Here is a 25,332-nt window from a genome sequence, read left to right as displayed (position 1 = left end):
CCGGAGTGCGGCGGGCCGTCCGCCGTCCGGACTCGAATCAGACATCACGGCATGTATGCGGTCGACTACTCGAACGAACAGGAAGCGGGTGGCGCGGGGCGATGACGGTCCTCGGGTCGGGCGAAGCGGCGGACCTGGTCAAGGCGAAATCGGTCCTCCTGGAATCCAACGGCCGGCACCACCACGGCCCGGAGGCGTTGCGGGCCGCGCTGGTCGACCTGCACGACTTCTGGCTCTCCTCCCGGTGCGCGGCACTCGGGGTCGGCGGTGAGGGCAGCGGGACGGCGCTGGCGGCCGTCGGTGCGCTCGGCCGGCGCGAGCTGTGCCCCTGGTCCGACCTCGACCTCGTGCTCCTGCACGACGGCCGGACCGACGTCGACGCGCTCGCGGAGAAGCTCTGGTACCCGCTCTGGGACGCCGGGATCGGGCTCGACCACTCGGTGCGCACCCCCGGACAGGCCGTGCAGATCGCGGCGACCGACCTGCGGGCGGCCCTCGGGCTGCTGGAGCTGCGGCACGTCGCCGGGGACGCGACGCTCACCGCGAAGGTCCGCGACGCCGTCCGCACGGCCTGGCGGGCCGGGATGCGCAGCCGCTTCGACGAGATCGTCGACACCACCACCGACCGCTGGCGGCGCAACGGCGACGTCGCCCACCGCATCGAGCCGGACCTGAAGAACGGCCACGGCGGCCTGCGGGACGTGCAGCTGCTCGACGCCCTGGCCACCGCCCAGCTCGTCGACCGGCCGGGGCCCGACGTCGTCGCCGCCCGTGCGCTGCTGCTGGACGTGCGCACCGAGCTGCACCGGCTCTCCGGCCGGGCCCGCGACGTCCTGCGCGCCCAGGAGGCCGACGACATCGCCACGATCCTCGACGTCGGGGACCGTTTCGACCTGGCCCGCGCCCTGTCGGGTGCGGCCCGCGCGGTCGCCTTCGCGGCCGAGGTCGGGCTGCGCCAGGCCCGCAACGCGCTGCCCCGCCGGGGGCTCGCCGCGCTCCGCCGCCCGCCGGTGCGCAGGCCGCTGGACTCCGGCGTCGTCGAGCACGCGGGGGAGGTCGGGCTCGCCCGCGACGCGTCCGCGGCGAAGGACCCGGCCCTGGTGCTGCGGGTCGCCGCCACCGCCGCCCGCACCGGGCTGCCGATCTCCGCGGGCACTCTGTCCCGGCTCGCCGACACCGCCCCGGAACTGCGCGCACCGTGGCCGCGGACCGCGCTGGCCGAGCTGCTCGCCCTGCTCGGGACCGGCAAGGCCGCCGTCGCGGTGATCGAGTCGCTGGACCGCACCGGGCTGTGGGGGCGGCTGTTCCCCGAGTGGGGCGCCGTCCGCGACCTGCCGCCGCGGGACCGCACGCACGTCTGGACGGTCGACCGCCACCTCGTCGAGGTCTGTGCCGAGGCCGCCCGGCTCACCACCCGGGTCGCGCGCCCGGACCTGCTGCTGGTCGGCGCGCTGCTGCACGACATCGGCAAGGGCCGCGGCGGTGACCACTCGGTGGTGGGGGAGTCGCTGGTCCGCCAGATCGGCGAGCGGCTCGGGCTGCGCGAGGGCGACCTCGTGCTGCTCGCCGCGATGGTGCGCCACCACCTGCTGCTGCCGCACACGGCGACCCGTCGCGACCCGGAGGACCCGGCGACGGTGTCGCGGGTGCTCGAGACGCTGCGCGAGGCGGTCGCACCGGCCGGCCGGGGCGACGCCGACGTGGCGCTGCTCCTCGAGCTGCTCGGCGCGCTGGCCGAGGCCGACTCGCTCGGCACCGGGCCCGGCGTCTGGAGCCCGTGGCGGCGCACCCTGATCCAGGGGCTGGCCGGGCGCTGCCTGTCCGCGCTCGACGGCCGTCCGTTCGTCGAGCCCGGCCCGCCGGACCCGGCCCACCGGGAGATGGTCGACGCCGTCACGGCGGCGGGGGAGCCGCAGGTCCGCTTCGCGGGCGACGGCGACGTCGCGTCGGTCACCGTCGCGCTGCCCGACGGGCGCGGGGTGCTGTCGGCCGTCGCCGGGGTGCTCGCCCTGCACTCGCTGCAGGTGCACACCGCCGACGTGAACGTGTCCGACGGGGTCGCGGTCGAGACGTTCGCGGTGACCCCGCGGTTCGGCGGCCTGCCCGACCCGGCGCTGGTCCGCTCCGACCTGGTGCGGGTGCGCGCCGGGTCGCTGGACCTGGTGCAGGCGCTGGCCCGCAAGGAGCGCGACTACGCGCCGTCGACGCCGGAGGTGGAACGGACCGCCCCGCCGCGGGTGCTGTGGTTCGACGACGAGGCCACCGGCGCGGTCGTGCTGGAGCTGCGCGGCACCGACCGCATCGGGCTGCTCCACCACGTCACCGCCGCCCTCGAACGGACCGGTGTCGACCTCGTCTGGGCCCGGGTCGAGACCCTCGGCGCCTCGGTCGTCGACTCCTTCGGCATCGGCGGGTCCCCGGACCTGTCGGCCCGCAGCGAGATCGAGAAGGCGGTCCTCACGGTGGCCGCCGGGCGCGGGGAGGCCCGGCCGACGACGTGACGCAGGTCGTGTCGCCTTGCAACAGCGGCCGCCCGGCGACGATCATGCTCGTCGCCGGTGCGGGCCCGCCCGGTGCGGCGTGCGACGAGGAGTGTCGACGTGGACACCGGGAACACCGCCTACCTGCTCGGCTGTGCCGCCCTGGTCATGCTCATGACCCCGGGGCTGGCGCTGTTCTACGGCGGCATGGTCCGTGCCAAGAGCGTGCTCAACATGATGATGATGAGCATCGTCTGCCTCGGCGTGATCGGGCTCGTCTGGGTCGTGTTCGGGTTCTCGCTGGCCTTCGGTGACTCGCACGGCGGGGTGATCGGCGGGTTCGAGCTGGCCGGGATCACCGACCCGAACGCGCTGGTCGGCGACGTGCCGGTGCAGGCGTTCGCGATGTTCCAGCTGATGTTCGCCGTGATCACCGGGGCACTGGTGTCCGGCGCCGTCGCCGACCGGGCCCGGTTCCGGGCGTGGACGCTGTTCGTCGCGGTCTGGGTGGTCGTGGTCTACATCCCGCTGGCGCACTGGACCTTCGCAGTCGACGGAGCGGTGTCGCAGCGTGGCGGCTGGCTGGTCAACACCGTCGGCGCCCTCGACTTCGCGGGCGGCGCCGCGGTCGAGGTGAACTCCGGCGCCTCGGCGCTCGCGCTCGCGCTGGTCCTCGGCGCCCGCCGTGGCTGGCCGCGTGAGCCGATGCGCCCGCACAACCTGCCGCTGGTGCTGCTCGGGGCGGGCCTGCTGTGGTTCGGCTGGTTCGGGTTCAACGCCGGGTCCGCGCTCGCCGCCGGGGCCACCGCGGCCAACGCCTTCGTCACCACGATGACGGCCGCGTCCGCCGCCGTCGTCGCGTGGCTGCTCCTGGAGGACCGGCTCGACGGCCGTCCGACCAGCCTGGGGGCCGCCTCGGCCGCCGTCGCCGGGCTGGTCGCGATCACCCCGGCCTGCGGCTACGTCGACACCTGGGGTGCGCTGGCGATCGGCGTGCTCGCGGGGCTGCTGTGCCAGCTCGCGATCCGGCTGAAGTACCGGTTCGGTTACGACGACTCGCTCGACGTCGTCGCGATCCACGGGATCGGCGGAGTCATCGGCATGCTGATGCTGGGTCTCGTCGCGACCGACGCGGTCAACCCGGCGGGCGCCGACGGCCTGTTCTACGGCGGCGGCCCCGCCCAGCTCGGCAGGCAGGCCCTGTCGGTGCTGGTCGCGGCGGTCTGGGCGTTCGGGATGACGGCGCTGATCGCCTGGGTGGTGTCGCGGACGATCGGCTTCCGCGCCGCCCCCGACGACGAGCACGGCGGCATCGACGAGGCCGAGCACGCCGAGACCGCGTACGAGTTCAGCACGATGCGCACGGCGGGCCGCGGGCCGGCCGGGCGGATCACCGAGGAGGGGGACCGATGAAGCTGGTGACCGCGATCGTCAAGCCGTTCGTCCTGGGCGACGTCAAGGACGCGCTCGAGGGGCTCGGGGTGCTGGGCCTGACGACCTCGGAGGTCCAGGGCTTCGGCCGCCAGAAGGGCCACACCGAGGTCTACCGGGGCGCGGAGTACTCGGTCGACTTCGTCCCGAAGGTCAAGGTCGAGGTCGTCGTCGACGACGAGCAGGCCGACCGGGTCGTGCAGGCGGTCGTCGACGCCGCGCACACCGGCCGGATCGGCGACGGCAAGGTCTGGGTCGTCCCGGTGGAGAACGTCGTCCGCGTCCGCACCGGGGAGCGCGGCACCGACGCCCTGTAGCCCTGCGGCCGACCGGGTGATCGTCACCGGCCCCGCCGCCCCGGCCCACCCGGCGCCCGCCCCACCCGCACCGGGGCGTTGATCAGCGCGTTCGCGCCCCGCGGAGGGCGGAAACGTGCGTCCCGCGGCCTGGCGGACCGGGCCGGGGACGGTCCGCGGCGGGCCGGACACACCGGGTGATCGGAACGATCCGGGCGACCGGACCGTTTCACCACACATGACCACCGCCCGTGCCGTGCCGACCGGCGCCGTCCCGCCGACCCGCGACACCGAGCACCGCCCCACCGAGCAGCGCCGCACCGATCCCGACGGCACCGGCGTGCCCGTTCGCCCCGGCCCTCCGTCCGACGACGGCCCGGCGGCGCCGCTGGTCGTCGTCCTGCCGGGACGGTCGCTGCTGCTGGTCGCGGGCCTGCCGGGGGCGGGCAAGACCACGCTGCTCGCCGGGCTCGACGCCCCGGCGGGCACCCGGGTCCTCGACTCCGGGGCCACCCGGGCCGTGCTCGCCCGGCTGCTCCCGGCCGCGACGCCGTACCCGGCCTACCGGTGGCTGACCCACCTGACCCACCGGGCGTCGGTGGTCACCGCGGCCCTCGGCCCCGCGGACACCGTCGTGGTCCACCTGCCCGCGACCGCGCCCCGGGTGCGCGCCGCGGTCCGCGCGCTGGCCCGCCTCGGCGGCCGCGCACCGCACTTGCTGTGGCTCGACACCGCCCCCGACCAGGCACTCGACGGCCAGCACGCCCGCGGACGGGTGGTCCGGTCGCGGCCGTTCGCGGCGCACGCGCGGCGCGCCCGGGACACCGCCGACGCCCTGCGGGCGGGCACCGAGACCGGCTGGTCCTCGGTCCGTCGCACCGATCGCTCCGGTGCCCGTGGGGGACTGGCGCTGGCCAAGTAGGCTGGTAAGGGTGTTCGACTCCCTCTCCGAGCGGCTCGGATCCACGCTGCGCGACCTGCGCGGCAAGGGCCGGCTCTCCGACGCCGACATCGACGCCACCGCGCGCGAGATCCGGATCGCGCTGCTGGAGGCGGACGTCGCCCTGCCGGTGGTGCGCGGGTTCATCACGCGTATCAAGGACCGGGCCAAGGGGACGGAGGTCTCCCAGGCCCTGAACCCGGCCCAGCAGGTCGTCAAGATCGTCAACGAGGAGCTCGTCGCGATCCTCGGCGGCGAGACGCGGCGGCTGCACCTGGCCAAGGAACCGCCGACGGTCATCATGCTGGCGGGTCTGCAGGGTGCCGGTAAGACGACCCTGGCCGGCAAGCTCGCGCGCTGGCTCCGGGGGCAGGGGCACACCCCGCTGCTCGTGGCCTGTGACCTGCAGCGTCCCAACGCGGTCAACCAGCTGCAGATCGTCGGTGAGCGCGCCGGCGTCCCGACATACGCGCCGCACCCCGGGGCCACCGGCTCCGGCGAGCTCCCCGAGGGCCCCGGCGACCCGGTCGGCGTCGCCCGCGACGGCATCGCGCACGCCCGCGACAAGCAGTACGACGTGGTCGTCGTCGACACCGCGGGCCGTCTCGGCGTCGACGAGGAGCTGATGCGCCAGGCGTCCGACATCCGGGACGCGGTGCAGCCCGACGAGGTCCTGTTCGTCGTCGACGCGATGATCGGTCAGGACGCCGTGGCCACGGCCGAGGCGTTCCGCGACGGCGTCGGCTTCACCGGTGTCGTGCTCACCAAGCTCGACGGCGACGCCCGCGGTGGTGCCGCGCTGAGCGTCCGCGAGGTCACCGGCCAGCCGATCCTCTTCGCCTCCAACGGCGAGAAGCTCGAGGACTTCGACGTCTTCCACCCCGACCGGATGTCCTCGCGCATCCTCGGGATGGGCGACCTGCTCACCCTCATCGAGCAGGCCGAGCAGGTCTTCGACGCCGAGCAGTCCGCGGCCGCCGCCGCGAAGATCAGCTCCGGGGAGCTGTCCCTGGAGGACTTCCTCCAGCAGATGCTGCAGCTGCGCAAGATGGGGCCGATCGGCAACATCCTGAACATGCTCCCGGGGATGAACTCCGGGCAGGCGAAGGCCGCGCTCGAGCAGGTCGACGACCGTCAGATCGACCGCCTGCAGGCGATCATCCGCGGTATGACCCCCGCCGAGCGGGAGGACCCGAAGATCATCAACGCGTCGCGCCGCCAGCGCATCGCGACCGGGTCCGGTGTGTCGGTCTCCGACGTGAACGACCTGGTCAACCGCTTCTTCGAGGCCCGCAAGATGATGAAGCAGATGGCCGGCCAGTTCGGCTTCGGCGGCGGCGGGCGCAGCGCGACCAAGAAGGTCCCGAAGAACCCGCGCAAGGCCCGGCAGGCCAAGAAGGGCCGGCGCAGCGGCAACCCCGCGAACCGTGCCGCGGCCGGGGCGCCGGACCTGTCGAACCTGCCGCCGAGCCTGCAGCAGCTCCCGCCCGGACTGGGCAACCTCGACCAGCTGCCGCCCGGGTTCGACCCGTCGAAGCTGAACTTCGGGAAGAAGAAGTAGCTAGGGTCGCCACCCATGACCGATCTTCCGGCCGCGGGGTGGCGGCTCCGCGGAACGCTGCTGGGCCCCGACGGTGCCGCGGGCGCCGACCTGTACGTCGACGGCTCCGGGCGGGTCAGCCCGGAGCCGCTGCCCGGCGCGGAGGACCTGGTCACCGACGGCTGGATCGTCCCCGGCCTGGTCGACGCGCACTGCCACGTCGGGCTCGGCCCGGACGGCCCGGTCACCGACCTGGAGGAGTGCGCGGCGCAGGCCCGCACCGACCGCGACGCGGGCACCCTGCTGCTGCGCGACTGCGGGTCCCCGGTCGACACCTCGCCGCTGCAGGCCCGCGAGGACCTGCCCGAGATCATCCGGGCCGGGCGGCACGTCGCCCGCCCGAAGCGCTACATCCCCGGGCTCGCCGCCGAGCTCGACGACCCGCGCCTGCTCGTCGACGAGGTCCGGGCCCAGGCCGCCCGCGGCGACGGCTGGGTGAAGCTCGTGGGGGACTGGATCGACCGCGCGGCGGGCCCCGACGACGCCGACCTCGCCCCGCTCTGGCCGGACGAGGTGCTCGCCGAGGCCGTCGACGCGGCGCACGGGGCCGGCGCCCGCGTCACCGCGCACGTCTTCGGCACCGAGGCGCTGCCCGGGCTGATCCGGGCCGGGATCGACTGCATCGAGCACGGCACCGGGCTCTCCGACGAGCTCATCGAGGAGATGGCCGCCCGTGGCACCGCCCTGGTGCCGACCCTGATCAACGTCGAGACCTTCCCCGGGATCGCCGAGAAGGCGACGAAGTACCCGCGCTACGCCGGTCACATGCGCGACCTGCACGCCCACGCCTGGGAGACCGTCGGGCGCGCGATCGAGGCCGGGGTCCCGGTCTACGCGGGCACCGACGCCGGCGGCGGCATCCGGCACGGCCGCATCGCCGACGAGATCACCGAGCTGGCCCGCGCCGGGCACCCGGACCCGATCGGCGCCGCGAGTTGGGCCGCAAGGTCCTGGCTGGGCCGCCCGGCGGGTCCGCTGCCCGGTGCGCCGGCCGACCTGGTCGTGTACGACCGCGACCCGCGGGGGGATCTCGGCGTGCTGCGGGCCCCGTCGGTGGTCCTGATCCGCGGACGTCGGGTATCAACGGGGGCATGAGCAGTTCGCCCGGTTCGCCGCCGGGACCGCCCGGGGCCTCCGCCGACGACCCGGTCGGCTCCACCCCGTCCGACGCCGCCGGTCCGCCGCCCGCCGGTCCGCCGCCCGCCGGTCCGCCGCCCGCCGGGTGGCCGCCCGCGGGGTGGCCGGGCGGGCCGGCGCAGTACGGCCCTGCCGGGCCCGGGCAGTACGGCCCCGCCGGGCCCGGGCAGTACGGCCCGGGTGGTCCGGCGACCCACGGTCCTGGCGCGCCGTACGGTCCGCCGCCGCGGCGCGGGCTGTTCGGGATCGAGCCGTCGCCGCCCCCGCCGCGACCGTTCCGCGGACTGCTCGCCTTCCTGGTCGTCGAGATCGTGTTCCTCGGCTCGTCGTTCCTGCTGGCGCTGGGCCTGGGGGAGGTCGACTCCGCGCAGGAGGTCCTGCTCGCGATCGTCGTCCCGACGATCCTGGCCGCGCTCACCTGCGTCGTCTGGACCCGGGTGTTCGGCAGCGGGCCCGTGGCCGACCTGGGCCTGCGGTTCCGCTGGGAGGACGTCGGCATCGGGCTGCTGATCGGCGTCGCCGGGCTGTTCGTCACGATCCCGGCCGCGCTGGCCTACCTCTACCTGGTCGGCCCGGACCTGACGACCTCGGTCGGCGTCGCCTTCGAGGGCATCCGCACGACGTGGCCGGTCGCGCTGGCCGTGATGGTCGGCGTCGTGGTGGTCGCCCCGGTCTGCGAGGAGATCGTCTACCGCGGCCTGCTGTGGAACGCCATCGCGCACTGGGTCGGCAACCGGTGGGTCGTGTTCGTGCTGACCACGGCGGTGTTCGCGCTGGCCCACCTGGAGTTCCTGCGCGCGCCGCTGCTGTTCGTCGTCGCCCTGCCGCTGGGGGTCGCACGGCTGCTGACCGGCCGCGTCACCGCCGGGATCGTGGCGCACGCGGTCAACAACTTCCTGCCCGGGCTGGCCCTGGCCCTCATGCTGGTCGGGGCCTTTCCCGCGGTCTGAACGACGTCTGGCAGAATGGCCGATCGGGTCCGTGGCCGGCCCTCTACCTGCCACGGCCGACACCTACGAGTGAGCGAGCCCGTAACCCCACGCGAGGCCGGCTGACTCATCGCAGCACGAATCGACATTCGCGAGGAGCACCACAGCGTGGCCGTCAAGATCAAGCTGATGCGTCTGGGCAAGATCCGTCAGCCGTACTACCGCGTCGTCGTCGCGGACTCCCGTACGCGCCGCAACGGCCGGGCCATCGAGACGATCGGCAAGTACCACCCGAAGAACGAGCCGAGCCTGATCGAGATCGACTCGGACCGTGCGCAGTACTGGCTGGGTGTCGGCGCGCAGCCGACCGAGTCGGTGCAGAACCTGCTCGAGATCACCGGCGACTGGCAGAAGTTCAAGGGTCTGCCGGGCACCGAGGGCACCCTGAAGCCGCAGGTCGAGAAGGTCGACAAGCTGGCTCGCTTCAACGAGGCGCTGGCGGCGGCGAACGAGGAGCCGACCACCGCGGCCACCACCCCGAAGAAGAAGGGTGGCGACCGCGTCGGCAAGACCGCTGACGCCGCCCCGGCCGAGGTCGCGACGAAGAGCGACGACGTCGCCGACGCGACCAAGGACGCGGCCGAGCCGGCCACCGAGTCGACCCAGTCGTGACTCTCATGGCGGACGCGCTCGAGCACCTCGTGCGCGGCATCGTCGACCACCCCGACGACGTCCGGGTGGACCTGGTCACCGGGCGTCGCGGCCGGATCCTCGAGGTCCGGGTGCACCCCGACGACCTCGGCAAGGTGATCGGCCGGGGTGGCCGGACCGCCACCGCCCTGCGCAACGTCATCGGTGGTGTGGGCGGTCGCGGCGTGCGCGTCGACGTCGTCGACACCGACCGGTGACGAGCTCCGCACCCGACGACGCCGGCCAGGTCCTGGTCGGCGTCGTCGTACGTGTGCACGGTCTGCGCGGCGAGGTCGTCGTCGAGCCCCGCACCGACGCACCGGCGGAGCGGTTCGCGCCCGGTGCCGTCCTGCAGGGCCACCGGCCCCGCGCCGCGGGCCCCGGGCCGCTCACCGTCACCGGTGCGCGCGCCCACTCGGGCCGCTGGCTCGTGCTCTTCGAGGGCGTCGCCGACCGCGACGCCGCCGAGGCCCTGCGCGGGGTCCAGCTCCGGCTGCCGACCTCCGCGCTCGCCGAGCCGGAGGACCCGGAGGAGTTCCACGTCCACCAGCTGACCGGTCTGCGGGCCGAGCTGGTCGACGGGACCGAGGCGGGCACCGTCACCGACGTCGTCCACGGCCCCGGCGGGTCCCTGCTGGTCGTCCGCCGGCCGGCCGGGCACGAGGCACTCGTCCCGTTCGTCGGGGCGATCGTGCCCACCGTCGATGTGGCGGGTGGGCGCGTGGTCCTCGACCCGCCCGACGGTCTGCTCGACCCGGAGGACTGATCCCGGCCCGGCACCCTGTGGTGCCGGGCCGTTCTCGTGGTCGCAGTGTCAACCAGGGTTGACATCCTCGGAGTGTCAACCTATGTTGACAGTCATGAGTGATGCGACGGCGGTGGCCGCGGCGGCGTCCAGCACGGACCCGGCCGTGGGGCTGCGGGCGGTGGTGGCCCTGCGCGAGCTGCAGGAGTCCCTGGAGGAGCTGCAGGTCACCAGCGCCCGCAACCAGGGCTGGTCCTGGCAGCAGATCGCCGACGCACTGCGGATCAGCCGGCAGGCGGTGCACAAGAAGTACCGCAGGCTCGGCCTGTAGAGGGGAGACGCACGTGTTCGCACGGTTCACCGGCGAGGCCCGCAGGGTCGTCGTCCTGGCCCAGGAGATCGCACGGATGAGGCACGCGGGGCGGATCGGGACGGAGCACCTGCTGCTCGGGATCCTGCGCAGCCCCGGCACGCCGGGGGAGGGGCTCCTCGCCGCGGCCGGGATCGACGCCCGCGCCGTCGTCGAGGAGCTCGACCGGGCGGACGGCGTGCCCGATCGCGACGCCGACGCCCTCGCCACCCTGGGCATCGACCTCGACGCCGTCCGGAGCGCGGTGGAGGCGGGCTTCGGGCCCGGAGCGCTCGACCGTCCGCGGCGCGAACGGTGGCGGGCCGGGCACATCCCGTTCGAGCGGTCCTCGAAGAAGGCCCTCGAGCTGGCGCTGCGCGAGGCGATCCGGCTCGGCGACCGGTCGATCGGGACCGAGCACGTCCTGCTCGGGCTGCTGCACCCGGACACCGCGGCCTCGCAGGTGCTCGACCGGCACGGGATGACGCTGTACGGGACCCGGCGCGCCGTCGAGCGACGGCGGCCCCGCCGGGCGGGCTGAGCCGGGCCCGCTCGTCGGCTCAGTCGTCGGTGCGGTCCGGGTCGTCCGGGTCCTCGGTCGGGTCCACCCGGGTCTCCGCCGAGCGCACCCCGTCGGTCTCCGACAGCGCGGCGGCCAGGCCGGGCAGGTCGCCCCGGCCGTCGAGACGCAGGGTCAGCGCCGCGACCCGGACGCCGCCGGCGGCCACCGAGCCGCGGTGCACGGCCACCCCCGCCACCGAGAACCCGGCCGCGGTGCAGCGCTCCAGGACCCCGCGCAGGACGCCGTAGCCGTCGTCGTAGCGGATCCGCAGCACCGGGGGTCGGCGACGGTGCCGCCGCACCACCCGCGCGACCGGCTGCAGGCCCCGGGTCACCAGGAAGTGCGCCGCCGTCGCCAGGACGGCCAGCGGGGCCAGGCCCGCACCGCACGCCGTCCCGACCGCGGCGGCCAGCCAGATCGTGGCCGCGGTGGTGAGCCCGCGCACGACGTCCTGCCGGACGAAGATCAGCCCGGCACCGATGAACCCGATCCCCGACACGATCTGGGCCGCGATCCGGGACGGGTCCAGCGCGACGTGCTCGGTCGCGAGCAGGTCGGCGAAGCCGTACTTCGAGATGACCATGAACACCGCCGCGCCGACACCGACCAGAACGTGCGTGCGCAGACCGGCGCTCTTCGCGCCGGCCTCGCGCTCCAGGCCGATCGCCGTCGTCAGGAGCAGGGCGAGCAGCACCGGCGGCAGCAGGCTCCACTGCGCCGCCGTCGACCAGAGTGGCTCGGCCCAGGATTCCGACATCGCATGACCTCCTTCTGCACGGGGGGACGGGCGCCTGCGACGATCCGCGCCGTGCGGATCGACGTCGTCACCATCTTCCCGTCCTACCTGCAGCCGTTGCGCGAGGCACTGCTGGGGCGGGCGATCGACCGCGGGCTGCTCGAGGTCGCCGTGCACGACCTGCGGGACTGGACCCACGACGTGCACCAGGCCGTCGACGACTCCCCGTACGGCGGCGGGCCGGGCATGGTGATGCGCCCCCAGGTGTGGGGCGAGGCCCTCGACGACGTGCTGGCCACCCCCGACCCGCCCGCCCGGCTGGTCGTCCCGACCCCGGCCGGGCGGCCGTTCACCCAGGCCACCGCGCACGCCTGGGCGGCCGAGGAGCGGCTGGTCTTCGCCTGCGGCCGCTACGAGGGCATCGACGAGCGCGTGCTGCTCGACGCCCGGGCCCGCGGCATCACCGTCGACGAGGTGTCGATCGGCGACTACGTGCTCGTCGGCGGGGAGGTCGCCGTGCTCGTGATGGTCGAGGCCGTCGCCCGGCTGCTGCCCGGGGTGCTGGGCAACCCGCGCTCGGCCGCCGAGGACTCCTTCTCCGACGGGCTGCTGGAGGGCCCGTCCTACACCCGTCCCGAGGTGTGGCGGGACCTGGCCGTGCCGGACGTGCTCCGCGGCGGCAACCACGCCGCGATCGCCCGCTGGCGGCGCGACCGGGCCCTGGAACGGACCCGGGACCGGCGCCCCGACCTGCTCGACGCGCTCGGGCCGGACGCCCTGGACGCCGCCGACCGCGCCGTGCTCGCCGCCCGGCGCCCCGACGACGACGCCGACGCCCCCACCGCCTGAGCGTTCCCGCCGGTGGGCGTCCGCGGCCCGGCTCCGGGGCCGGCGAGGGGGACCGTTCCGCCGTCGCCCGGCGGGCCCCCACCGGCGACCGGCGGTGCCCGGTCCGTCCGGTACGACCGGGCCCGCGGAGCCGCTCCGGACGCCCTCGCACCACCGGGTGTCCGGAGCGATCTGCCCGTCTGGCACTATGGACGGGTTGCCAGCGCCGCGTGTGGTGCCCGGTGACGGTCACGTGTGCCCCCGGTCCCGCCGGTGGCGCCGGCCGTACCGAGCCCGCCACGTGAGGAGCGTCGTCGCCGTACGGCACGACCGCCCCGTGGCCCGGGCGCGATCCCGGATCGACCCGGGACCGGCACCGCACGACCCGCACGAACGACACACGAGGACGGACCGTCGACATGAACACCCTGGACGCACTGGACGCGGAGACCCTGCGCTCCGACATCCCGAACTTCCGGCCCGGGGACACCCTCAAGGTGCACGTGAAGGTCATCGAGGGCAACCGCACCCGTACTCAGATCTTCCAGGGCGTCGTCATCCGCCGCCACGGCTCGGGTGCCCGCGAGACCTTCACCGTCCGCAAGATCTCGTTCGGCGTCGGCGTCGAGCGCACCTTCCCGGTGCACACGCCGAACATCGAGAAGATCGAGGTCGCCACCCGCGGCGACGTCCGCCGGGCGAAGCTGTACTACCTCCGCGACCTCCGCGGCAAGGCCGCGAAGATCAAGGAGCGCCGGGAGACCACCGCGTCCTGACCGTCACCCTGTCGTGACGGACCGGTGACGTAATCTCGACGCGTGGCCTTCCCCGAGCTCCCCGACGACCGCCGGGCCCGCCCCCGGCGGTATCGCGGCAGCGATGTTCCCGAGCGCCCCGGTCGGCGGCGGGCCCCCGAGGACCCGCCGCCCGCCGGTGGTGAGCCGGGCGGTGACGAGCAGCAGTGGCTGCTCGGCACCGCGCTGCAGCACGGGGTGCCGGCCCGGGACGGCTCCGCGGACGGTGAGCCCGAGGGCGCACCGCGCGGGGTCCGTACCCGGCACGCGGGCCCGGAGGACGGCGCCGACGAGGCCCGTCCCCGCGGGCGTCGCTACCGCAACGGTTTCGACGAGCTCGCCGCCGGACGTTCCGGGCGGCACGGCGTCGACGCGGGCGGCCCGCTCCCCGAGGAGCGGCCCGCCCCGGCCACCGAGGGCCCGGACACGCTGCGGGCCCGCTACGCGGCCCGGCTGAACCGGCCCGACGGCCCCGAGCCCGGCGCCGCACCGAACGGCAGGCCGTGGCCGCCGCCGTCCGGCAGCCGTCCGGAGCAGGCCCCGGACCCCCGTCATCCGTCGCCGCCGGCCGGGCGCCCCGAGGGCACCGGACGTCACGGCGTCCGCCCGGGCCCCGACCAGCCCGCCCCCGACGGCAGGCCCGGTCGCCGGGCCTCCGGGTTCGACCCGTCCGCCGCACCGCCCCTGCGTGGTCCCGACGCGCCCCGGCGCAACGGCCGGCCCCCCGCCGCCCCCGGCTTCGGCCCCTCCGGTCCCGCGCCCGGCGCCCCCGACGGTCACACCCCCCGCGGCCACGGTGTCGACGGCTACCCGGCGGACGGTCGTGCGCCCGAGGGCCGCGGGCCCGACGGGTACGCGACCGAGGGCTACGGCCGCCCCGACCCGCGCGGTCGTGTCTCCGGCCGTCCGCCCGTCCGCGGCCCGTCCGCCGAGTACTCCGACGGCGCCCGCCCGGAGCCCCGCCCCGACGGTGGTGTCCCCGGTCGCCGGCCCGTCGGCCCGCCCGTCGACGGTGCCGCACCGACGACCCGCCGTCCCGCCCCACCGGACGCCGACGGGGCCCCGACCACCCGTCGCCCGGCCCCGCCGGACCCCGACGCCGCCGCGACCACGCGTCGCCGGGTGCCTCCGGAGACCGACCCGCGGCGCGCCCGCGCGGCCGCCGCCCCGGTCGGCGACGACGTCGACGACGACCCCGGGACCGTCGCCGTCCCGTACCCCGGCGCCGACGCGCCGGCGCGGCCCCCGCGCCGCCGTCGCCCGGCCGCCGCCCCGGCGGAACCGGCAGAGGACCCCGACGACATCCCCGCCGACCCGCAGGACGCGACGGACGAGCCGGAGCGCGCCACCGGTGGCCGCGCCGCGCGCCGCAGCGGCCCCGTCGGCGTCGGCGGCCGGATCGCCGCCCTGACTGGGCGCGGCTCCGCCGCGGCCGCGGCGGGCGAGGAGAAGCCCAAGACGGCGTTCTGGAAGGAGATCCTGCTCCTGGCCGGGGTCGCCATCCTGCTGACGGTCCTCATCCAGACCTTCCTCGCGAAGGTCTACGTCATCCCGTCGGGCTCGATGGAGACGACGCTGCACGGCTGCACCGGCTGCAACAACGACCGCGTGCTCGTCGACAAGGTCACCTACAACTTCACCGACATCACCCCGGGCGACATCGTCGTGTTCCGCGGCACCGACGGCTGGGCCAGCGAGACCTACAGCGGCGAGGGCAGCGAGAACCCGCTGCTCAAGGGCCTGCAGTCGCTCGGCTCGCTGGTCGGCATCGCCCCGCCCGACGAGAAGGACTTCGTCAAGCGGGTGATCGCCGTCGGCGGCCAGACCGTCTCCTGCTGCGACGCGCTGAACCAGGTCGTCGTCGACGGGCAGCCGCTGGAGGAGCCCTACATCTACTACCTGCCCGAGGCGGGTCCGGCCCGGCAGATCCCGTTCGGCCCGATCACCGTCCCCGAGGGCCAGTACTGGATGATGGGCGACTCGCGGAACAACTCCGCGGACTCCCGGGCGGCCGGGCACGGCCCCATCCCCGAGGCCAACATCATCGGCAAGGTCCGGCTGATCGTGCTGCCCTTCGATCGGTTCGGCTGGGTCAGCGCGGTCGACCCGCAGACCACCGCCGAGGCGGCCGGCCTCCCGGGGCTGCCCGCCGGGCTGCCGCTCGCGCTGGGCATCCTGGGGACCCTGCCGCTCGCGGCCGGCCGGCGACGCGCTCTGCTCGCCCGTGCCGAGGCCGAGCGGTTCCTGCCCGCGACGCGCCCCCCGCACGGGTGGCGCCGGAGAGCCTGACCCGGGAGCACCGTGCCGGTTCCGCCCAGCCGCGCCCGTCCCACCGGACGGCCGCGCGCCCGCCGACGGCCCGTACGGGTCCTGCCCGACGGGCTGCGTCCGCCGCGCGCCGTCGTCCGCGACGGCGGCACCTGGACCCTGCAGACGGTCCTGCAGCGCCACGGGCTCGGCCCGGTCGCCGGCGTCGACGAGGCCGGTCGCGGTGCGAGTGCCGGACCGCTGGTCGTCGCCGCGGCGGTGCTGCGGCCCGCGGACGCGAAGGCCCTCGACGGGTTGACCGACTCCAAGCTGCTGACCCCGGCCGCCCGCGACCACTGGTACGACCGCATCCGCGCCCGGGCGCTGGACCACGCCGTCGTCGTGATCCCGGCGGCCGAGGTCGACCGCCGCGGGGTGCACGTGGCCAACATCGAGGGCATGCGTCGCGCGGTGGCCGCGCTGAGCGCGGTCCCGCCCGGCTACGTCCTGACCGACGGCTTCCCGGTCCGCGGCTTCGGCCGCCCCGCCCTCGCCGTGCCGAAGGGGGACCGGGTGGCGGCCTGCATCGCGGCGGCGTCGGTGCTGGCCAAGGTCACGCGGGACCGCATCATGACCGCGCTCGACGCCGAGCACGACCGCTACGGCTTCGCCGTGCACAAGGGCTACAGCACGCCGGACCACGAGGCCGCGCTGCGCGCACACGGGCCCTGCCCGGAGCACCGGTTCTCCTTCGCGAACGTCGCCGCGGTGGCCGGGCGCGAGGTCCCGGCGGGGCTGGTCCACAATGGGGCGCTCCCCGAGCAGGAACCCGACCCCGGAGACCCGGTGGACACGGTCGGGGCGTGGGAGTCGTTGGAGATCGTCACAGGAGGAGCGGGCCGGTGAGCGCCGAGGATCTCGAGAAGTACGAGACCGAGATGGAGCTCACGCTCTACAAGGAGTACCGCGACATCGTCGCCCAGTTCTCCTACGTCGTGGAGACGGAGCGGCGGTTCTACCTGGCCAACTCCGTCGACGTCGCCCCGCGCAACGCCGACGGCGAGGTCTACTTCGAGGTCCGCATGTCCGACGCGTGGGTGTGGGACATGTACCGCCCGGCGCGGTTCGTCAAGAACGTGCGGGTGGTGACGTTCAAAGACGTCAACATCGAGGAGCTCGACACCCCTGACCTGCGGCTCCCCGACGACGACCAGTTCCCGGGCTGAGCGCGTAGCAGACCCCACCGACGGTTCCGCCGCCCCGGCGGCGCGGCCGGCGGTGCCCGTCCCCAACCGGCGGATCCGTCCACAGTCTGCCGATCCACCCCCGCGACGGGCCCGTCCGGCCCGATCGTGGACCCATGGCAGCGAAGGACGAGCTCGGCCGCCGCGGTGAGGACACCGCCGCCGAGTACCTCGAGCGGGCACACGGGATGGTCGTGCTCAGCCGCAACTGGCGGTGCACGCACGGTGAGATCGACATCGTCGCGGTCGACCCGCAGCAACGGCTGGTGTTCTGCGAGGTCAAGACCCGTTCCGGGCTCCGCTACGGCGAGCCCGCCGAGGCGGTGACCCGCCGCAAGACACGCCGGATCCGGTTGCTGGCGAAGGCGTTCATGGCCGCCCACCGGGTGAGCTGGGTGGAGATCAGGTTCGACGTCGTGGCGGTCCTGATCCGGCCCGGCCGGCCGGTCACGCTCACCCACTACCCGGCGGCGTTCTGATGCGGCCCCCGGCACGGATCTGGTCGGTGGCGCTGCACGGCGTCGACGGCGTCCCCGTCGAGATCGAGGCGGTCATCGGCGGCGGGATGCCCGGCGTGCACCTCGTGGGCCTGCCCGACGCCGCCCTCAACGAGTCCAAGGACCGGGTCCGGTCCGCGATCGTGCACTCCGGCCGCACCTGGCCCAACGAGCGGATCGTGCTCGCCCTCTCCCCGGCGACCCTGCGCAAGACCGGCAGCCGGTTCGACCTCGCCCTGGCGCTGGGTGTCCTCGTCGCCGCGGACGCGGTGCCGCCCGACCGGCTGCGCGGCACCGCGCTGCTCGGCGAGCTCGCCCTCGACGGCAGGCTGCGGCCGGTGCTCGGTGTGCTGCCCTGTCTGCTCGCCGCGCGCGACGCCGGGATGGTCCGCGCCGTCGTGCCCCGAGCCGCGCTCGCCGAGGCCGCGCTGGTCGACGGGATCGAGGCGTTCGGTGCCGACAGCCTCGGCGACGTCCTGGACTGGGCGTCGGGCAACCGGCTGCTGCACCGGCACGACGGCGGGCAGGAGGAGGCCCCGGCCGTCGCGGCACCCGAGCTGGCCGACGTGCTCGGCCAGCACGACGCCCGGCGCGCCCTGGAGATCGCCGCCGCCGGCGGGCACCACCTGCTGATGGTCGGCCCACCCGGCACCGGCAAGACGATGCTGGCCCAGCGCGTGGTGGGGCTGCTGCCCGAGCTCGATCGCGCCGAGGCGCTGCAGCTCGCCGCGATCCGCTCGGTGGCCGGCCGGCTCGGCGACAGCGGGGCGCTCAGTACGTGCGCGCCGTTCGTGGCGCCGCACCACTCGGCGTCGACCGCGGCGCTGCTCGGCGGGGGCAGCGGCGTCGCCCGGCCCGGTGCGGTGTCGCTGGCCCACCGCGGTGTGCTCTTCCTCGACGAGTGCCCGCACTGGCCGGCCTCGGTCCTCGACGGGCTGCGCACTCCGCTGGAGGAGGGCGAGGTCCGGCTGTCCCGCGCCGACGGCACCGTGCGCTACCCGGCCCGGTTCCAGCTCGTGCTCGCGGCGAACCCGTGCCCGTGCGCACCGCCGATCGACCGCGACTGCACCTGCCGCCCCGACGTCCGCCGCCGCTACATGTCCCGGCTGTCCGGCCCCCTGCTCGACCGGGTCGACCTGCGGGTGGCGATGGAGCCGGTGACCGCGCTGCGGGTGACCGAGAAGCGGGGCGAGGACACCGCGACCGTCCGCCGCCGGGTGCTCGACGCCCGCGCCGCCGCCGTCGCGCGCTGGTCGGAGCACGGGTGGCGGTGCAACGCCGAGGTGCCCGGCCCCGCCCTGCGGACCCGCTTCCCACTGCCCGCCCGGGTGATCGCACCGCTGGAGGCCCGGCTGCGGGCCGGGGACCTCAGTGCCCGCGGCGCAGACCGCGCGCTGCGGGTCGCGTGGACGCTCAGCGACCTCGCCGGGGCCGAACGGCCCGACCGCGGCCTGGTCGACGCGGCGCTGTACTTCCGCGAGCGGGGTGCCGCGTGAGCGCCCCGGTCCCGGCCGTCCGCCCGGGTACCGACTCCGGCACGGTGCCCGAGGAGGTCCTGCGCGCCCGCGCCTACCTGCTGCGCTGCGTCGAACCCCCGAACCGGCACCTCGTCGCCCTGGTCGACCGGTACGGGCCGGTCGAGGCGGCCGACCGGCTGCGTCGCGGTGCCGTCCCCGACGAGCTGCTGCGCGCCGCGGCGGCCCGGCGGGGTACCGACCGCTCCGAGGCCGACCTGGAGGCGGCCGCGGCAGCCGGGGCCCGGCTGCTCGTGCCGGAGGACCGGGGCTGGCCGTCGTGGCCGTTCCGGTCGTTCGCCGAGGCCCCGCGGGCCGACCTCGCGCCCCCGATCGCGCTGTGGGCCCGCGGGCCGGGGGAGATCGCGACGCTCGCCGACCGGTCGGTCACCGTCGTCGGGTCGCGTGCCGCGACCCCGTACGGGCTGAACGTGGCCGCGGACTTCTCCGCGACGCTGGCCCGGCGCGGCGTCGCGGTCCTCTCCGGCGCCGCGTTCGGGATCGACGCCGCCGCGCACCGCGGAGCGCTCGCCGTCGACGGCGCGACGGTCGCGGTGCTGGCCTGCGGCCCGGACCGCGTCTACCCGGCCGCGCACACCGGTCTCCTGGAGCGGATCGCCGCGACCGGACTGGTGCTCACCGAGTACCCGCCCGGCACGATCCCCGGGCGGCTGCGGTTCCTCGTCCGCAACCGGCTGCTGGCCGCACTCGGTGTCGGGACCCTGGTCGTCGAGGCCGGGGCACGCAGCGGGACGAAGCGCACCGCCGCCGACGCGACCGCGCTCGGGCGCCCGCTGATGGCGGTGCCGGGGCCGGTGACCTCGGGGATGTCGGTCGGCTGCCACGAGCTGGTCCGCTCCCACCAGGCGGGCCTCGTCGGGCGGCCCGAGGACGTCCTGGAGGTCGTCGGCCGGCTGGGTGTGGACCTCGCCCTGCCGCCGCAGGGGGAGTCCCGCCCGACCGACGGGCTCGACCCGCGGGTGCTGGCTGTCCACGACGCGCTGCCCGCCCGGGCCGCGTGGCCGCCGGGACGGATCGGGGAGGCAGCGGGCGTCGGACCCGACGAGCTGCGCGCGGCACTGACCGAACTGGAGGACCGTGGGCTCGCCGAGTACCACCAGGGACTGTGGCAGCGTCCGGCACGCCGCGCGGGTCCTTGACCGGGGCCCCGCGGCGGCGGACCGTCCGGGCATGGCGCGCACAGAGTCCTCCGGTCCCGCGGGGTCGTCCGGTCCCGCGGCCACCGAGCCGGTCCCCGGCGCGGTCGACGGGCCGGCCGTGGGCCCGGCGGGCGCCCGTGCCGCGGGCGCCGGGTCCGCAGGGAGCGCCGGGCCGGCGGGCAGCGACGGGGCCGCCGCCGGTGACGGGCTCGCGCCGGACGTCGCCACCGCCGTCGAGGAGTTCACCGGGCACCTGCGCCACGAGCGGAACCGTTCGCCGCACACCGTCCGCGGCTACCGCTCGGACCTCACCGACCTGCTGCGCGGGCTCCCCGGCCTCGGTGCGCTCGACCTGGACCACCTGCGTCGGCGGCTCGGCGCGACGCACGCCGCAGGCGCCGGGCGGGCCACCGTCGCCCGGCGCACCGCCGCGGCCCGCACGTTCTGCGCCTGGGCGGTGCGCACCGGGCGGCTCGACCACGACCCGGCCGCCCGGCTCGGGTCGCCGCGCGCGGGCACCGTCCTGCCGGAGGTGCCTGCCGCGGCGGAGACCGCGGCGGTGCTGGCCGCCGTGACCTCCGGCGCGGCCGAGGACGCCCCGGAGGCGCTGCGCGACCTGCTGGTCCTCGAACTGCTCTACGCGACCGGGATCCGGGTCGCGGAGCTGTGCGGGCTGGACGTCGGGGCGGTCGACGAGTCCGCCCGTACGCTGCGGGTCCGGGGCAAGGGCGACCGGGAACGGACCGTCGTGTTCGGGGTGCCCGCCGCGCGCGCCCTGCGCCGCTGGCTCGACCACGGCCGATCGGCGCTGGCGACCCCGTCGTCTCCGCCGGCGCTGCTGCTGGGCGTGCGGGGCGGGCGGCTGGACCCGCGCGTCGCCCGGACCGTCGTGCACCGCGCGATCCGGGCGGTACCGGGCGTCCCCGACGTCGGACCGCACGGTCTGCGGCACGCCGCGGCGACCCATCTGCTCGAGGGCGGAGCCGACCTTCGTTACGTACAGGAGTTACTCGGTCACGCTACGCTGTCGACGACACAGCTCTACACGCATGTGACCGTCGACCGGTTGAAGGTGGTTCATGACCAGGCGCACCCTCGGGCCTGAGGCGTCCCCCACGACGCCCCGCCGTCCCGACGCGTTCCCCACCGCCCTGGCCACGGCCCTCGACCGGAGGGCCGCAGGGGCCGACCTGCCCCGCGCGGCCGTCCTCGGACCGGTCCCCGACCCACCCGGGCACCCGCGCCGCGGCCCCCTCGACGCCACCACCGGACGACCGTCGGCGGGCGCGGCCCCCGCGTGCATCGCCCTCGTCCCGGCGACGGGCCGGGCGCCCCGCGACACGCCCGACGCCGCACCGGGTCACCTGAACGAGACCGTCGAGCCGGCCGTCGTGCCGCTGTGGCGCGAGTTCCTCGCCACCCGCGCCCCCGCCGCGCGACGACGCCTGGTCGAGCACCACGCCCCGCTCGTGCGCGGCGTGGGGGCGAAGCTGGCGGTGCGGCTGCCGTCGTCGATCGAGCTCGCCGACCTGCTGCAGTCCGGGACGTTCGGCCTGATGGAGGCCGTCGACCGGTTCGACCCCGCCCGCGGGATCCGCTTCGAGGCCTACGCGGCCCAGCGGGTCCGGGGCGCCATGCTCGACGAGCTGCGTGCCCAGGACTGGGTGCCCCGCACCGTGCGGGCGCGCAGCCGCGAGGTCGAACGGGCCCGTGAGGCGGTGCAGTTCCGCGCCGGGCGCCCCGCGACCGACGGCGAGCTCGCCGCGGAGCTGGGCGTCGCGGTGCGCGACCTCCGTCAGGCCCGGCGGCCGATGTACCTGGTCAGCGCCGAGGACCTCGGCGCGGGCGGCCCGGCGGGCTCGCCGCTGTCGACGCTCCCGGCCGACGACTCGGTGGACCCGGTGACCGCGGCGGTCCGGAGGGAGACCGGGGCGGAGCTGCGTGCCGCGATCGGGCTGCTGGGGGAGCGGGACCGGCTGGTCCTGCATCTCTACTACGTCGAGAACCGGACGCTGGCCGAGATCGGCGGGGTCCTCGGGGTCACCGAGTCCCGGGTCTGCCAGCTGCACGCCCGGGTGATCACCCGGCTGCGGGCGTCGATGCAGCCGGCGCTGGCGGGCTGACCCGGTCCGGAGCGTCCTCCGCGGGCTCCGGCGCCCCCTCCCAGGGGAGCAGCCGCACCCGGGGAGGCCGCAGCAGGACCAGTGGGTCCAGGTGGTCGAGCCGCTCCCGGCGCACGCCCCAGTGCAGGCAGGCCGCGACGGGGCACCCGATGTGCCCGGGTTCCAGCGTCCCCACCGGGTCGCCCCCGGCGAGCCGCGCACCGGCGACGACGACGGCGCTCACCGGTTCGTAGGTGCTCCGCAGCCCGTCGGGGTGGTCGACGGAGACGACGCCGCGCCCGGCGATCCGCCCGGCGAACACCACCACCCCCTCCCGTGCGACGAGCACCGCCTGCCCGGGGGAGCCGCCGAGGTCGGCGCCGCGGTGCCCGCGGCCGTAGCGGAACGCGGGCTTGCGGAACACCGCGGTGACCGCCGGGGGCGGGAGCAGCGGCCAGGCGTAGTCCGCCCCCGGGGCCGGGATCCCCGCTCCGGGCGGCCGCGGCGGCGCGGGCGCCGGGCCCGCTCCGTCCGGGGGCCCGCCCGGAGCGGGCCCGGCGCCGGGCGGGTGCGGGATGCCGTCGGCCCCGGGAGGTGGCTCCGGAGCCGGGACGGTGGTCCCCGACGCCGCGACCGCCGACGCCGCGACCGCCGACGCCGCGACCGCCGACGCCGCGACCGCCGACGCCGCGACCGCCGGTGCCGCGACCACCGGTGAAGGGACCACCGGTGCGGCGACCGCCGCCCCCGGCGGCACGAGCGCCGCTCCGGTCACGACCACGGCGAGCAGCACCGCCCCCGCCCGTAGCCCGGTCCGCCATCCGGGGAGGGACGCGTGACGCGGGTCCCGGGGCGGGGGAGCGGACGGCGAGGGGAGAGGCACCCGTCCAGCCTGCGACGACGACCGCTCGTCGCCGGGGTGGACCGTCGTCCTGGGGACGTACCGGCCGGTTGTGGACAGCCGCCGCCGGAACCGGGCTCCGCCGCGATCGGCCCGGAGGCCCCGGCGTACACTGGAGCCCGCACCACGTCCGTCGTGGTGACTTCGCGCGCCCGCTCGCCCGTCGCGCCGTTCCCCCAGGGTACGGCGTCGGGAGCGGAGGCCGGGCGGTCCTGCGATCCCGACGTCACGCTCACGTGTGACCAGGGGGAGCGGGTCCGGCTCCGCCGCGGGCGCCAGGGTGGTCCACCGACCGGTGGGCCCACGAACCGCCTGCGCGGCATCCGCCGCGCCCGACCGAGAGGTGATCGCAGGCCATGGCCGTCGTCACCATGAAGCAGCTGCTCGACAGCGGCGTGCACTTCGGGCACCAGACCCGTCGCTGGAACCCGAAGATGAAGCGCTACATCCTCACCGAGCGCAACGGCATCTACATCATCGACCTCCAGCAGACGCTGTCGTACATCGACCGCGCCTACGAGTTCGTGCGCGAGACCGTCGCGCACGGCGGGACGATCATGTTCGTCGGCACCAAGAAGCAGGCCCAGGAGGTCATCGCCGAGGAGGCGGCCCGGGTCAACATGCCGTACGTCAACCAGCGCTGGCTGGGCGGCATGCTCACCAACTTCCAGACCGTCCACCGTCGCCTGCAGCGCCTCAAGGAGCTCGAGGCGATGGAGCAGAACGGTGGCTTCGAGGGCCGCTCGAAGCGCGAGATCCTCACGCTGACCCGTGAGAAGGACAAGCTCGAGAAGACCCTCGGCGGTATTCGCGACATGTCCAAGGTCCCGTCCGCCGTCTGGATCGTGGACACCAAGAAGGAGCACATCGCCGTCGGCGAGGCCCGGAAGCTCAAGATCCCGGTGGTCTCCATCCTGGACACGAACTGCGACCCGGACGAGGTCGACTTCCCGATCCCGGGCAACGACGACGCGATCCGCTCGGCCGCGCTGCTGACCAAGGTCATCGCCAAGGCCGCCGCCGACGGTCTGGTCTCCCGTGGCCAGCGCCGGGGCGAGGGTGGCGAGGCCGCCGCCGAGCAGCCGCTCGCCGAGTGGGAGCAGGACGTCCTGGCGGGCAACGAGGTCGGCTCCGACGGTGCCAGCCTCTCCGCCGCCGGTGGCGACGGTGCGGCGGCCGCGGCCGCCCCCGCCTCCACCAGCAACGGCACCCAGAACTGAGTGCGCGCGTCCGGCGGGCCCACGCACCGTGGGCCCGCCGGACGCGACCCGGTGATCCATTCCCGTCACGACCCAGAGGACGAGAGACACCCGATGGCGAACTACACCGCCGCCGACGTCAAGCGGCTCCGTGAGCTCACCGGCTCCGGGATGATGGACTGCAAGAAGGCGCTCGAGGAGTCCGAGGGCGACTTCGACAAGGCCGTCGAGCTCCTCCGCATCAAGGGCGCGAAGGACGTGGGCAAGCGCGCCGAGCGCGCCACCGCCAACGGCCTGGTCGTCGCCGACGGCGGCACCCTGGTCGAGCTGGACTGCGAGACCGACTTCGTCGCCAAGTCCGACGACTTCATCGCGCTGGCCGAGAAGATCCTGGCCACCGCGGTCGCCGAGAAGCCGGCCGACCTCGACGCCCTGCGCGAGACCAAGCTCGAGGACGGCACCGTGGGCGAGGCCGTGCAGGCCCTGTCCGCCCGCATCGGCGAGAAGTTCGAGCTGAAGCGCTACGCCCAGGTCGCCGGCCAGTCGGCCGTCTACTTGCACAAGCGCGCCACCGACCTGCCCCCGCAGATCGGCGTCCTGCTCGCCTACTCCGGCGACGACGCCGAGGCCGCCCGCGGTCTCGCGATGCAGGTCGCGGCGGCCCGGCCGGAGTACCTGACCCGTGAGCAGGTCCCCGCCGAGATCGTCGAGAACGAGAAGAAGATCGCGGAGGCGACCGCCCGCGAGGAGGGCAAGCCCGAGCAGGTCCTGCCCCGCATCGTCGAGGGCCGGGTCAACGGCTACTACAAGGACGTCGTGCTCCTGGAGCAGGCCTCCGTCGTCGACCCGAAGAAGTCGGTCAAGGCCGTCGCCGACGAGGCGGGTCTGACCATCACCGACTTCGTGCGCTTCGAGGTCGGCCAGAACTGATCCTTCCCACCCCCGCCCGGG

Annotated in this window: 26 protein-coding genes; 24 read left to right on the top strand and 2 right to left on the bottom strand. The window is 75.7% G+C overall.

What is annotated here, in order from left to right:
• Window positions 1–101 precede the first annotated feature (101 nt).
• The 12 genes from ND486_RS15225 to ND486_RS15170 all read left to right on the top strand — a co-directional run bounded on the left by ND486_RS15225 (window position 102) and on the right by ND486_RS15170 (window position 11,138).
• A complete protein-coding gene (locus ND486_RS15225; protein WP_251784849.1) occupies window positions 102–2,501 on the top strand; it encodes a [protein-PII] uridylyltransferase in 2,400 nt (799 codons plus the stop codon).
• 99 nt (window positions 2,502–2,600) lie between these two features.
• Window positions 2,601–3,893: an ammonium transporter gene (locus tag ND486_RS15220; protein ID WP_251784848.1), complete on the top strand. Its 1,293-nt coding sequence runs from the start codon at window positions 2,601–2,603 to the stop codon at window positions 3,891–3,893.
• Window positions 3,890–4,228, top strand: a complete 339-nt coding sequence (locus tag ND486_RS15215; RefSeq protein ID WP_251784847.1) for a P-II family nitrogen regulator — start codon at window positions 3,890–3,892, stop codon at window positions 4,226–4,228. The genes ND486_RS15220 and ND486_RS15215 overlap by 4 nt, the downstream gene beginning before the upstream one ends.
• A 217-nt stretch (window positions 4,229–4,445) precedes the next feature.
• Window positions 4,446–5,129, top strand: coding sequence for an AAA family ATPase (locus ND486_RS15210; protein WP_251784846.1), 684 nt, complete (start codon window positions 4,446–4,448; stop codon window positions 5,127–5,129).
• A gap of 10 nt (window positions 5,130–5,139) precedes the next feature.
• Window positions 5,140–6,708, top strand: a complete 1,569-nt coding sequence (ffh, locus tag ND486_RS15205) for a signal recognition particle protein (protein ID WP_062401008.1) — start codon at window positions 5,140–5,142, stop codon at window positions 6,706–6,708.
• Window positions 6,709–6,723: 15 nt separating this feature from the next.
• On the top strand, window positions 6,724–7,842 hold the full coding sequence (locus tag ND486_RS15200) for an amidohydrolase family protein (RefSeq protein ID WP_251784845.1): 1,119 nt from the start codon (window positions 6,724–6,726) through the stop codon (window positions 7,840–7,842).
• On the top strand, window positions 7,839–8,834 hold the full coding sequence (locus tag ND486_RS15195) for a CPBP family intramembrane glutamic endopeptidase (protein ID WP_251784844.1): 996 nt from the start codon (window positions 7,839–7,841) through the stop codon (window positions 8,832–8,834). The genes ND486_RS15200 and ND486_RS15195 overlap by 4 nt, the downstream gene beginning before the upstream one ends.
• Window positions 8,835–8,981: 147 nt before the next feature.
• Window positions 8,982–9,485, top strand: coding sequence for a 30S ribosomal protein S16 (gene rpsP / locus ND486_RS15190; RefSeq protein ID WP_251784843.1), 504 nt, complete (start codon window positions 8,982–8,984; stop codon window positions 9,483–9,485).
• A gap of 5 nt (window positions 9,486–9,490) precedes the next feature.
• Window positions 9,491–9,721: an RNA-binding protein gene (locus ND486_RS15185; protein WP_149663515.1), complete on the top strand. Its 231-nt coding sequence runs from the start codon at window positions 9,491–9,493 to the stop codon at window positions 9,719–9,721.
• Window positions 9,718–10,269 carry a ribosome maturation factor RimM gene (rimM, locus tag ND486_RS15180; protein WP_062401014.1) on the top strand — a complete coding sequence of 184 codons (552 nt, stop codon included), beginning with the start codon at window positions 9,718–9,720 and terminating at the stop codon, window positions 10,267–10,269. Before ND486_RS15185 ends, rimM begins: the two co-directional genes overlap by 4 nt.
• Before the next feature lie 94 nt (window positions 10,270–10,363).
• A complete protein-coding gene (locus ND486_RS15175; protein WP_062401017.1) occupies window positions 10,364–10,579 on the top strand; it encodes a helix-turn-helix domain-containing protein in 216 nt (71 codons plus the stop codon).
• A gap of 13 nt (window positions 10,580–10,592) precedes the next feature.
• Window positions 10,593–11,138: a Clp protease N-terminal domain-containing protein gene (locus tag ND486_RS15170; RefSeq protein ID WP_251784842.1), complete on the top strand. Its 546-nt coding sequence runs from the start codon at window positions 10,593–10,595 to the stop codon at window positions 11,136–11,138.
• Between the two features lie 19 nt (window positions 11,139–11,157).
• On the opposite strand, the gene ND486_RS15165 is transcribed toward ND486_RS15170, so the two are convergent.
• A complete protein-coding gene (locus ND486_RS15165; protein WP_251784841.1) occupies window positions 11,158–11,916 on the bottom strand; it encodes an MgtC/SapB family protein in 759 nt (252 codons plus the stop codon).
• Between the two features lie 51 nt (window positions 11,917–11,967).
• Here ND486_RS15165 and trmD point away from each other — a divergent pair, with 51 nt between their 5' ends.
• From trmD to ND486_RS15115, 10 genes are all read left to right on the top strand, one after another.
• On the top strand, window positions 11,968–12,744 hold the full coding sequence (gene trmD, locus ND486_RS15160) for a tRNA (guanosine(37)-N1)-methyltransferase TrmD (protein ID WP_251784913.1): 777 nt from the start codon (window positions 11,968–11,970) through the stop codon (window positions 12,742–12,744).
• A gap of 398 nt (window positions 12,745–13,142) precedes the next feature.
• Window positions 13,143–13,499, top strand: coding sequence for a 50S ribosomal protein L19 (rplS, locus tag ND486_RS15155; RefSeq protein ID WP_060714490.1), 357 nt, complete (start codon window positions 13,143–13,145; stop codon window positions 13,497–13,499).
• 42 nt (window positions 13,500–13,541) lie between these two features.
• The gene (lepB, locus tag ND486_RS29790) at window positions 13,542–15,806 is read left to right on the top strand and encodes a signal peptidase I (protein WP_251784840.1); all 2,265 of its coding nucleotides are present in this window, start codon (window positions 13,542–13,544) and stop codon (window positions 15,804–15,806) included.
• A 93-nt stretch (window positions 15,807–15,899) separates the two neighbouring features.
• Window positions 15,900–16,670, top strand: coding sequence for a ribonuclease HII (locus ND486_RS15145; protein ID WP_251784912.1), 771 nt, complete (start codon window positions 15,900–15,902; stop codon window positions 16,668–16,670).
• On the top strand, window positions 16,667–16,990 hold the full coding sequence (locus ND486_RS15140; protein WP_020627284.1) for a DUF2469 domain-containing protein: 324 nt from the start codon (window positions 16,667–16,669) through the stop codon (window positions 16,988–16,990). The genes ND486_RS15145 and ND486_RS15140 overlap by 4 nt, the downstream gene beginning before the upstream one ends.
• A 134-nt stretch (window positions 16,991–17,124) precedes the next feature.
• Window positions 17,125–17,487: a YraN family protein gene (locus tag ND486_RS15135; RefSeq protein ID WP_062401027.1), complete on the top strand. Its 363-nt coding sequence runs from the start codon at window positions 17,125–17,127 to the stop codon at window positions 17,485–17,487.
• Window positions 17,487–19,001: a YifB family Mg chelatase-like AAA ATPase gene (locus ND486_RS15130; protein WP_251784839.1), complete on the top strand. Its 1,515-nt coding sequence runs from the start codon at window positions 17,487–17,489 to the stop codon at window positions 18,999–19,001. The genes ND486_RS15135 and ND486_RS15130 overlap by 1 nt, the downstream gene beginning before the upstream one ends.
• The gene (locus ND486_RS15125) at window positions 18,998–20,179 is read left to right on the top strand and encodes a DNA-processing protein DprA (protein WP_251784838.1); all 1,182 of its coding nucleotides are present in this window, start codon (window positions 18,998–19,000) and stop codon (window positions 20,177–20,179) included. The genes ND486_RS15130 and ND486_RS15125 overlap by 4 nt, the downstream gene beginning before the upstream one ends.
• Before the next feature lie 31 nt (window positions 20,180–20,210).
• Window positions 20,211–21,284, top strand: a complete 1,074-nt coding sequence (locus ND486_RS15120) for a tyrosine-type recombinase/integrase (RefSeq protein WP_251784837.1) — start codon at window positions 20,211–20,213, stop codon at window positions 21,282–21,284.
• The gene (locus ND486_RS15115) at window positions 21,259–22,302 is read left to right on the top strand and encodes a FliA/WhiG family RNA polymerase sigma factor (RefSeq protein WP_251784836.1); all 1,044 of its coding nucleotides are present in this window, start codon (window positions 21,259–21,261) and stop codon (window positions 22,300–22,302) included. Before ND486_RS15120 ends, ND486_RS15115 begins: the two co-directional genes overlap by 26 nt.
• Here ND486_RS15115 and ND486_RS15110 read toward each other — a convergent pair.
• Window positions 22,259–23,074, bottom strand: coding sequence for a M23 family metallopeptidase (locus ND486_RS15110; RefSeq protein WP_251784835.1), 816 nt, complete (start codon window positions 23,072–23,074; stop codon window positions 22,259–22,261). The genes ND486_RS15115 and ND486_RS15110 overlap by 44 nt on opposite strands.
• 464 nt (window positions 23,075–23,538) lie before the next feature.
• Here ND486_RS15110 and rpsB point away from each other — a divergent pair, with 464 nt between their 5' ends.
• Together rpsB and tsf are read left to right on the top strand one after the other, a co-directional pair.
• Window positions 23,539–24,402 carry a 30S ribosomal protein S2 gene (gene rpsB / locus ND486_RS15105; RefSeq protein ID WP_062401033.1) on the top strand — a complete coding sequence of 288 codons (864 nt, stop codon included), beginning with the start codon at window positions 23,539–23,541 and terminating at the stop codon, window positions 24,400–24,402.
• Window positions 24,403–24,495: 93 nt separating this feature from the next.
• The gene (gene tsf / locus ND486_RS15100; RefSeq protein WP_251784834.1) at window positions 24,496–25,311 is read left to right on the top strand and encodes a translation elongation factor Ts; all 816 of its coding nucleotides are present in this window, start codon (window positions 24,496–24,498) and stop codon (window positions 25,309–25,311) included.
• Window positions 25,312–25,332 lie beyond the last annotated feature (21 nt).

Origin of the sequence: Pseudonocardia sp. DR1-2 (assembly GCF_023717215.1) — a bacterium.
Lineage (GTDB): Bacteria > Actinomycetota > Actinomycetes > Mycobacteriales > Pseudonocardiaceae > Pseudonocardia > Pseudonocardia alni.
Note: the sequence above shows the minus strand (reverse complement) of the source record. Positions and strands in the feature narration are given on the sequence as shown.

Excerpts from the sequence above, each read along its gene's own strand:
- ND486_RS15225 (WP_251784849.1), top strand. The coding sequence starts at position 102 with ATGACGGTCCTCGGGTCGGGCGAAGCGGCGGACCTGGTCAAGGCGAAA.
- ND486_RS15215 (WP_251784847.1), top strand. The coding sequence starts at position 3,890 with ATGAAGCTGGTGACCGCGATCGTCAAGCCGTTCGTCCTGGGCGACGTC.
- ND486_RS15210 (WP_251784846.1), top strand. The coding sequence starts at position 4,446 with ATGACCACCGCCCGTGCCGTGCCGACCGGCGCCGTCCCGCCGACCCGC.
- ND486_RS15200 (WP_251784845.1), top strand. The coding sequence starts at position 6,724 with ATGACCGATCTTCCGGCCGCGGGGTGGCGGCTCCGCGGAACGCTGCTG.
- ND486_RS15195 (WP_251784844.1), top strand. The coding sequence starts at position 7,839 with ATGAGCAGTTCGCCCGGTTCGCCGCCGGGACCGCCCGGGGCCTCCGCC.
- ND486_RS15185 (WP_149663515.1), top strand. The coding sequence starts at position 9,491 with ATGGCGGACGCGCTCGAGCACCTCGTGCGCGGCATCGTCGACCACCCC.
- ND486_RS15175 (WP_062401017.1), top strand. The coding sequence starts at position 10,364 with ATGAGTGATGCGACGGCGGTGGCCGCGGCGGCGTCCAGCACGGACCCG.
- ND486_RS15165 (WP_251784841.1), bottom strand. The coding sequence starts at position 11,916 with ATGTCGGAATCCTGGGCCGAGCCACTCTGGTCGACGGCGGCGCAGTGG.
- rplS (WP_060714490.1), top strand. The coding sequence starts at position 13,143 with ATGAACACCCTGGACGCACTGGACGCGGAGACCCTGCGCTCCGACATC.
- ND486_RS15135 (WP_062401027.1), top strand. The coding sequence starts at position 17,125 with ATGGCAGCGAAGGACGAGCTCGGCCGCCGCGGTGAGGACACCGCCGCC.
- ND486_RS15130 (WP_251784839.1), top strand. The coding sequence starts at position 17,487 with ATGCGGCCCCCGGCACGGATCTGGTCGGTGGCGCTGCACGGCGTCGAC.
- ND486_RS15120 (WP_251784837.1), top strand. The coding sequence starts at position 20,211 with ATGGCGCGCACAGAGTCCTCCGGTCCCGCGGGGTCGTCCGGTCCCGCG.
- ND486_RS15115 (WP_251784836.1), top strand. The coding sequence starts at position 21,259 with ATGACCAGGCGCACCCTCGGGCCTGAGGCGTCCCCCACGACGCCCCGC.
- rpsB (WP_062401033.1), top strand. The coding sequence starts at position 23,539 with ATGGCCGTCGTCACCATGAAGCAGCTGCTCGACAGCGGCGTGCACTTC.
- tsf (WP_251784834.1), top strand. The coding sequence starts at position 24,496 with ATGGCGAACTACACCGCCGCCGACGTCAAGCGGCTCCGTGAGCTCACC.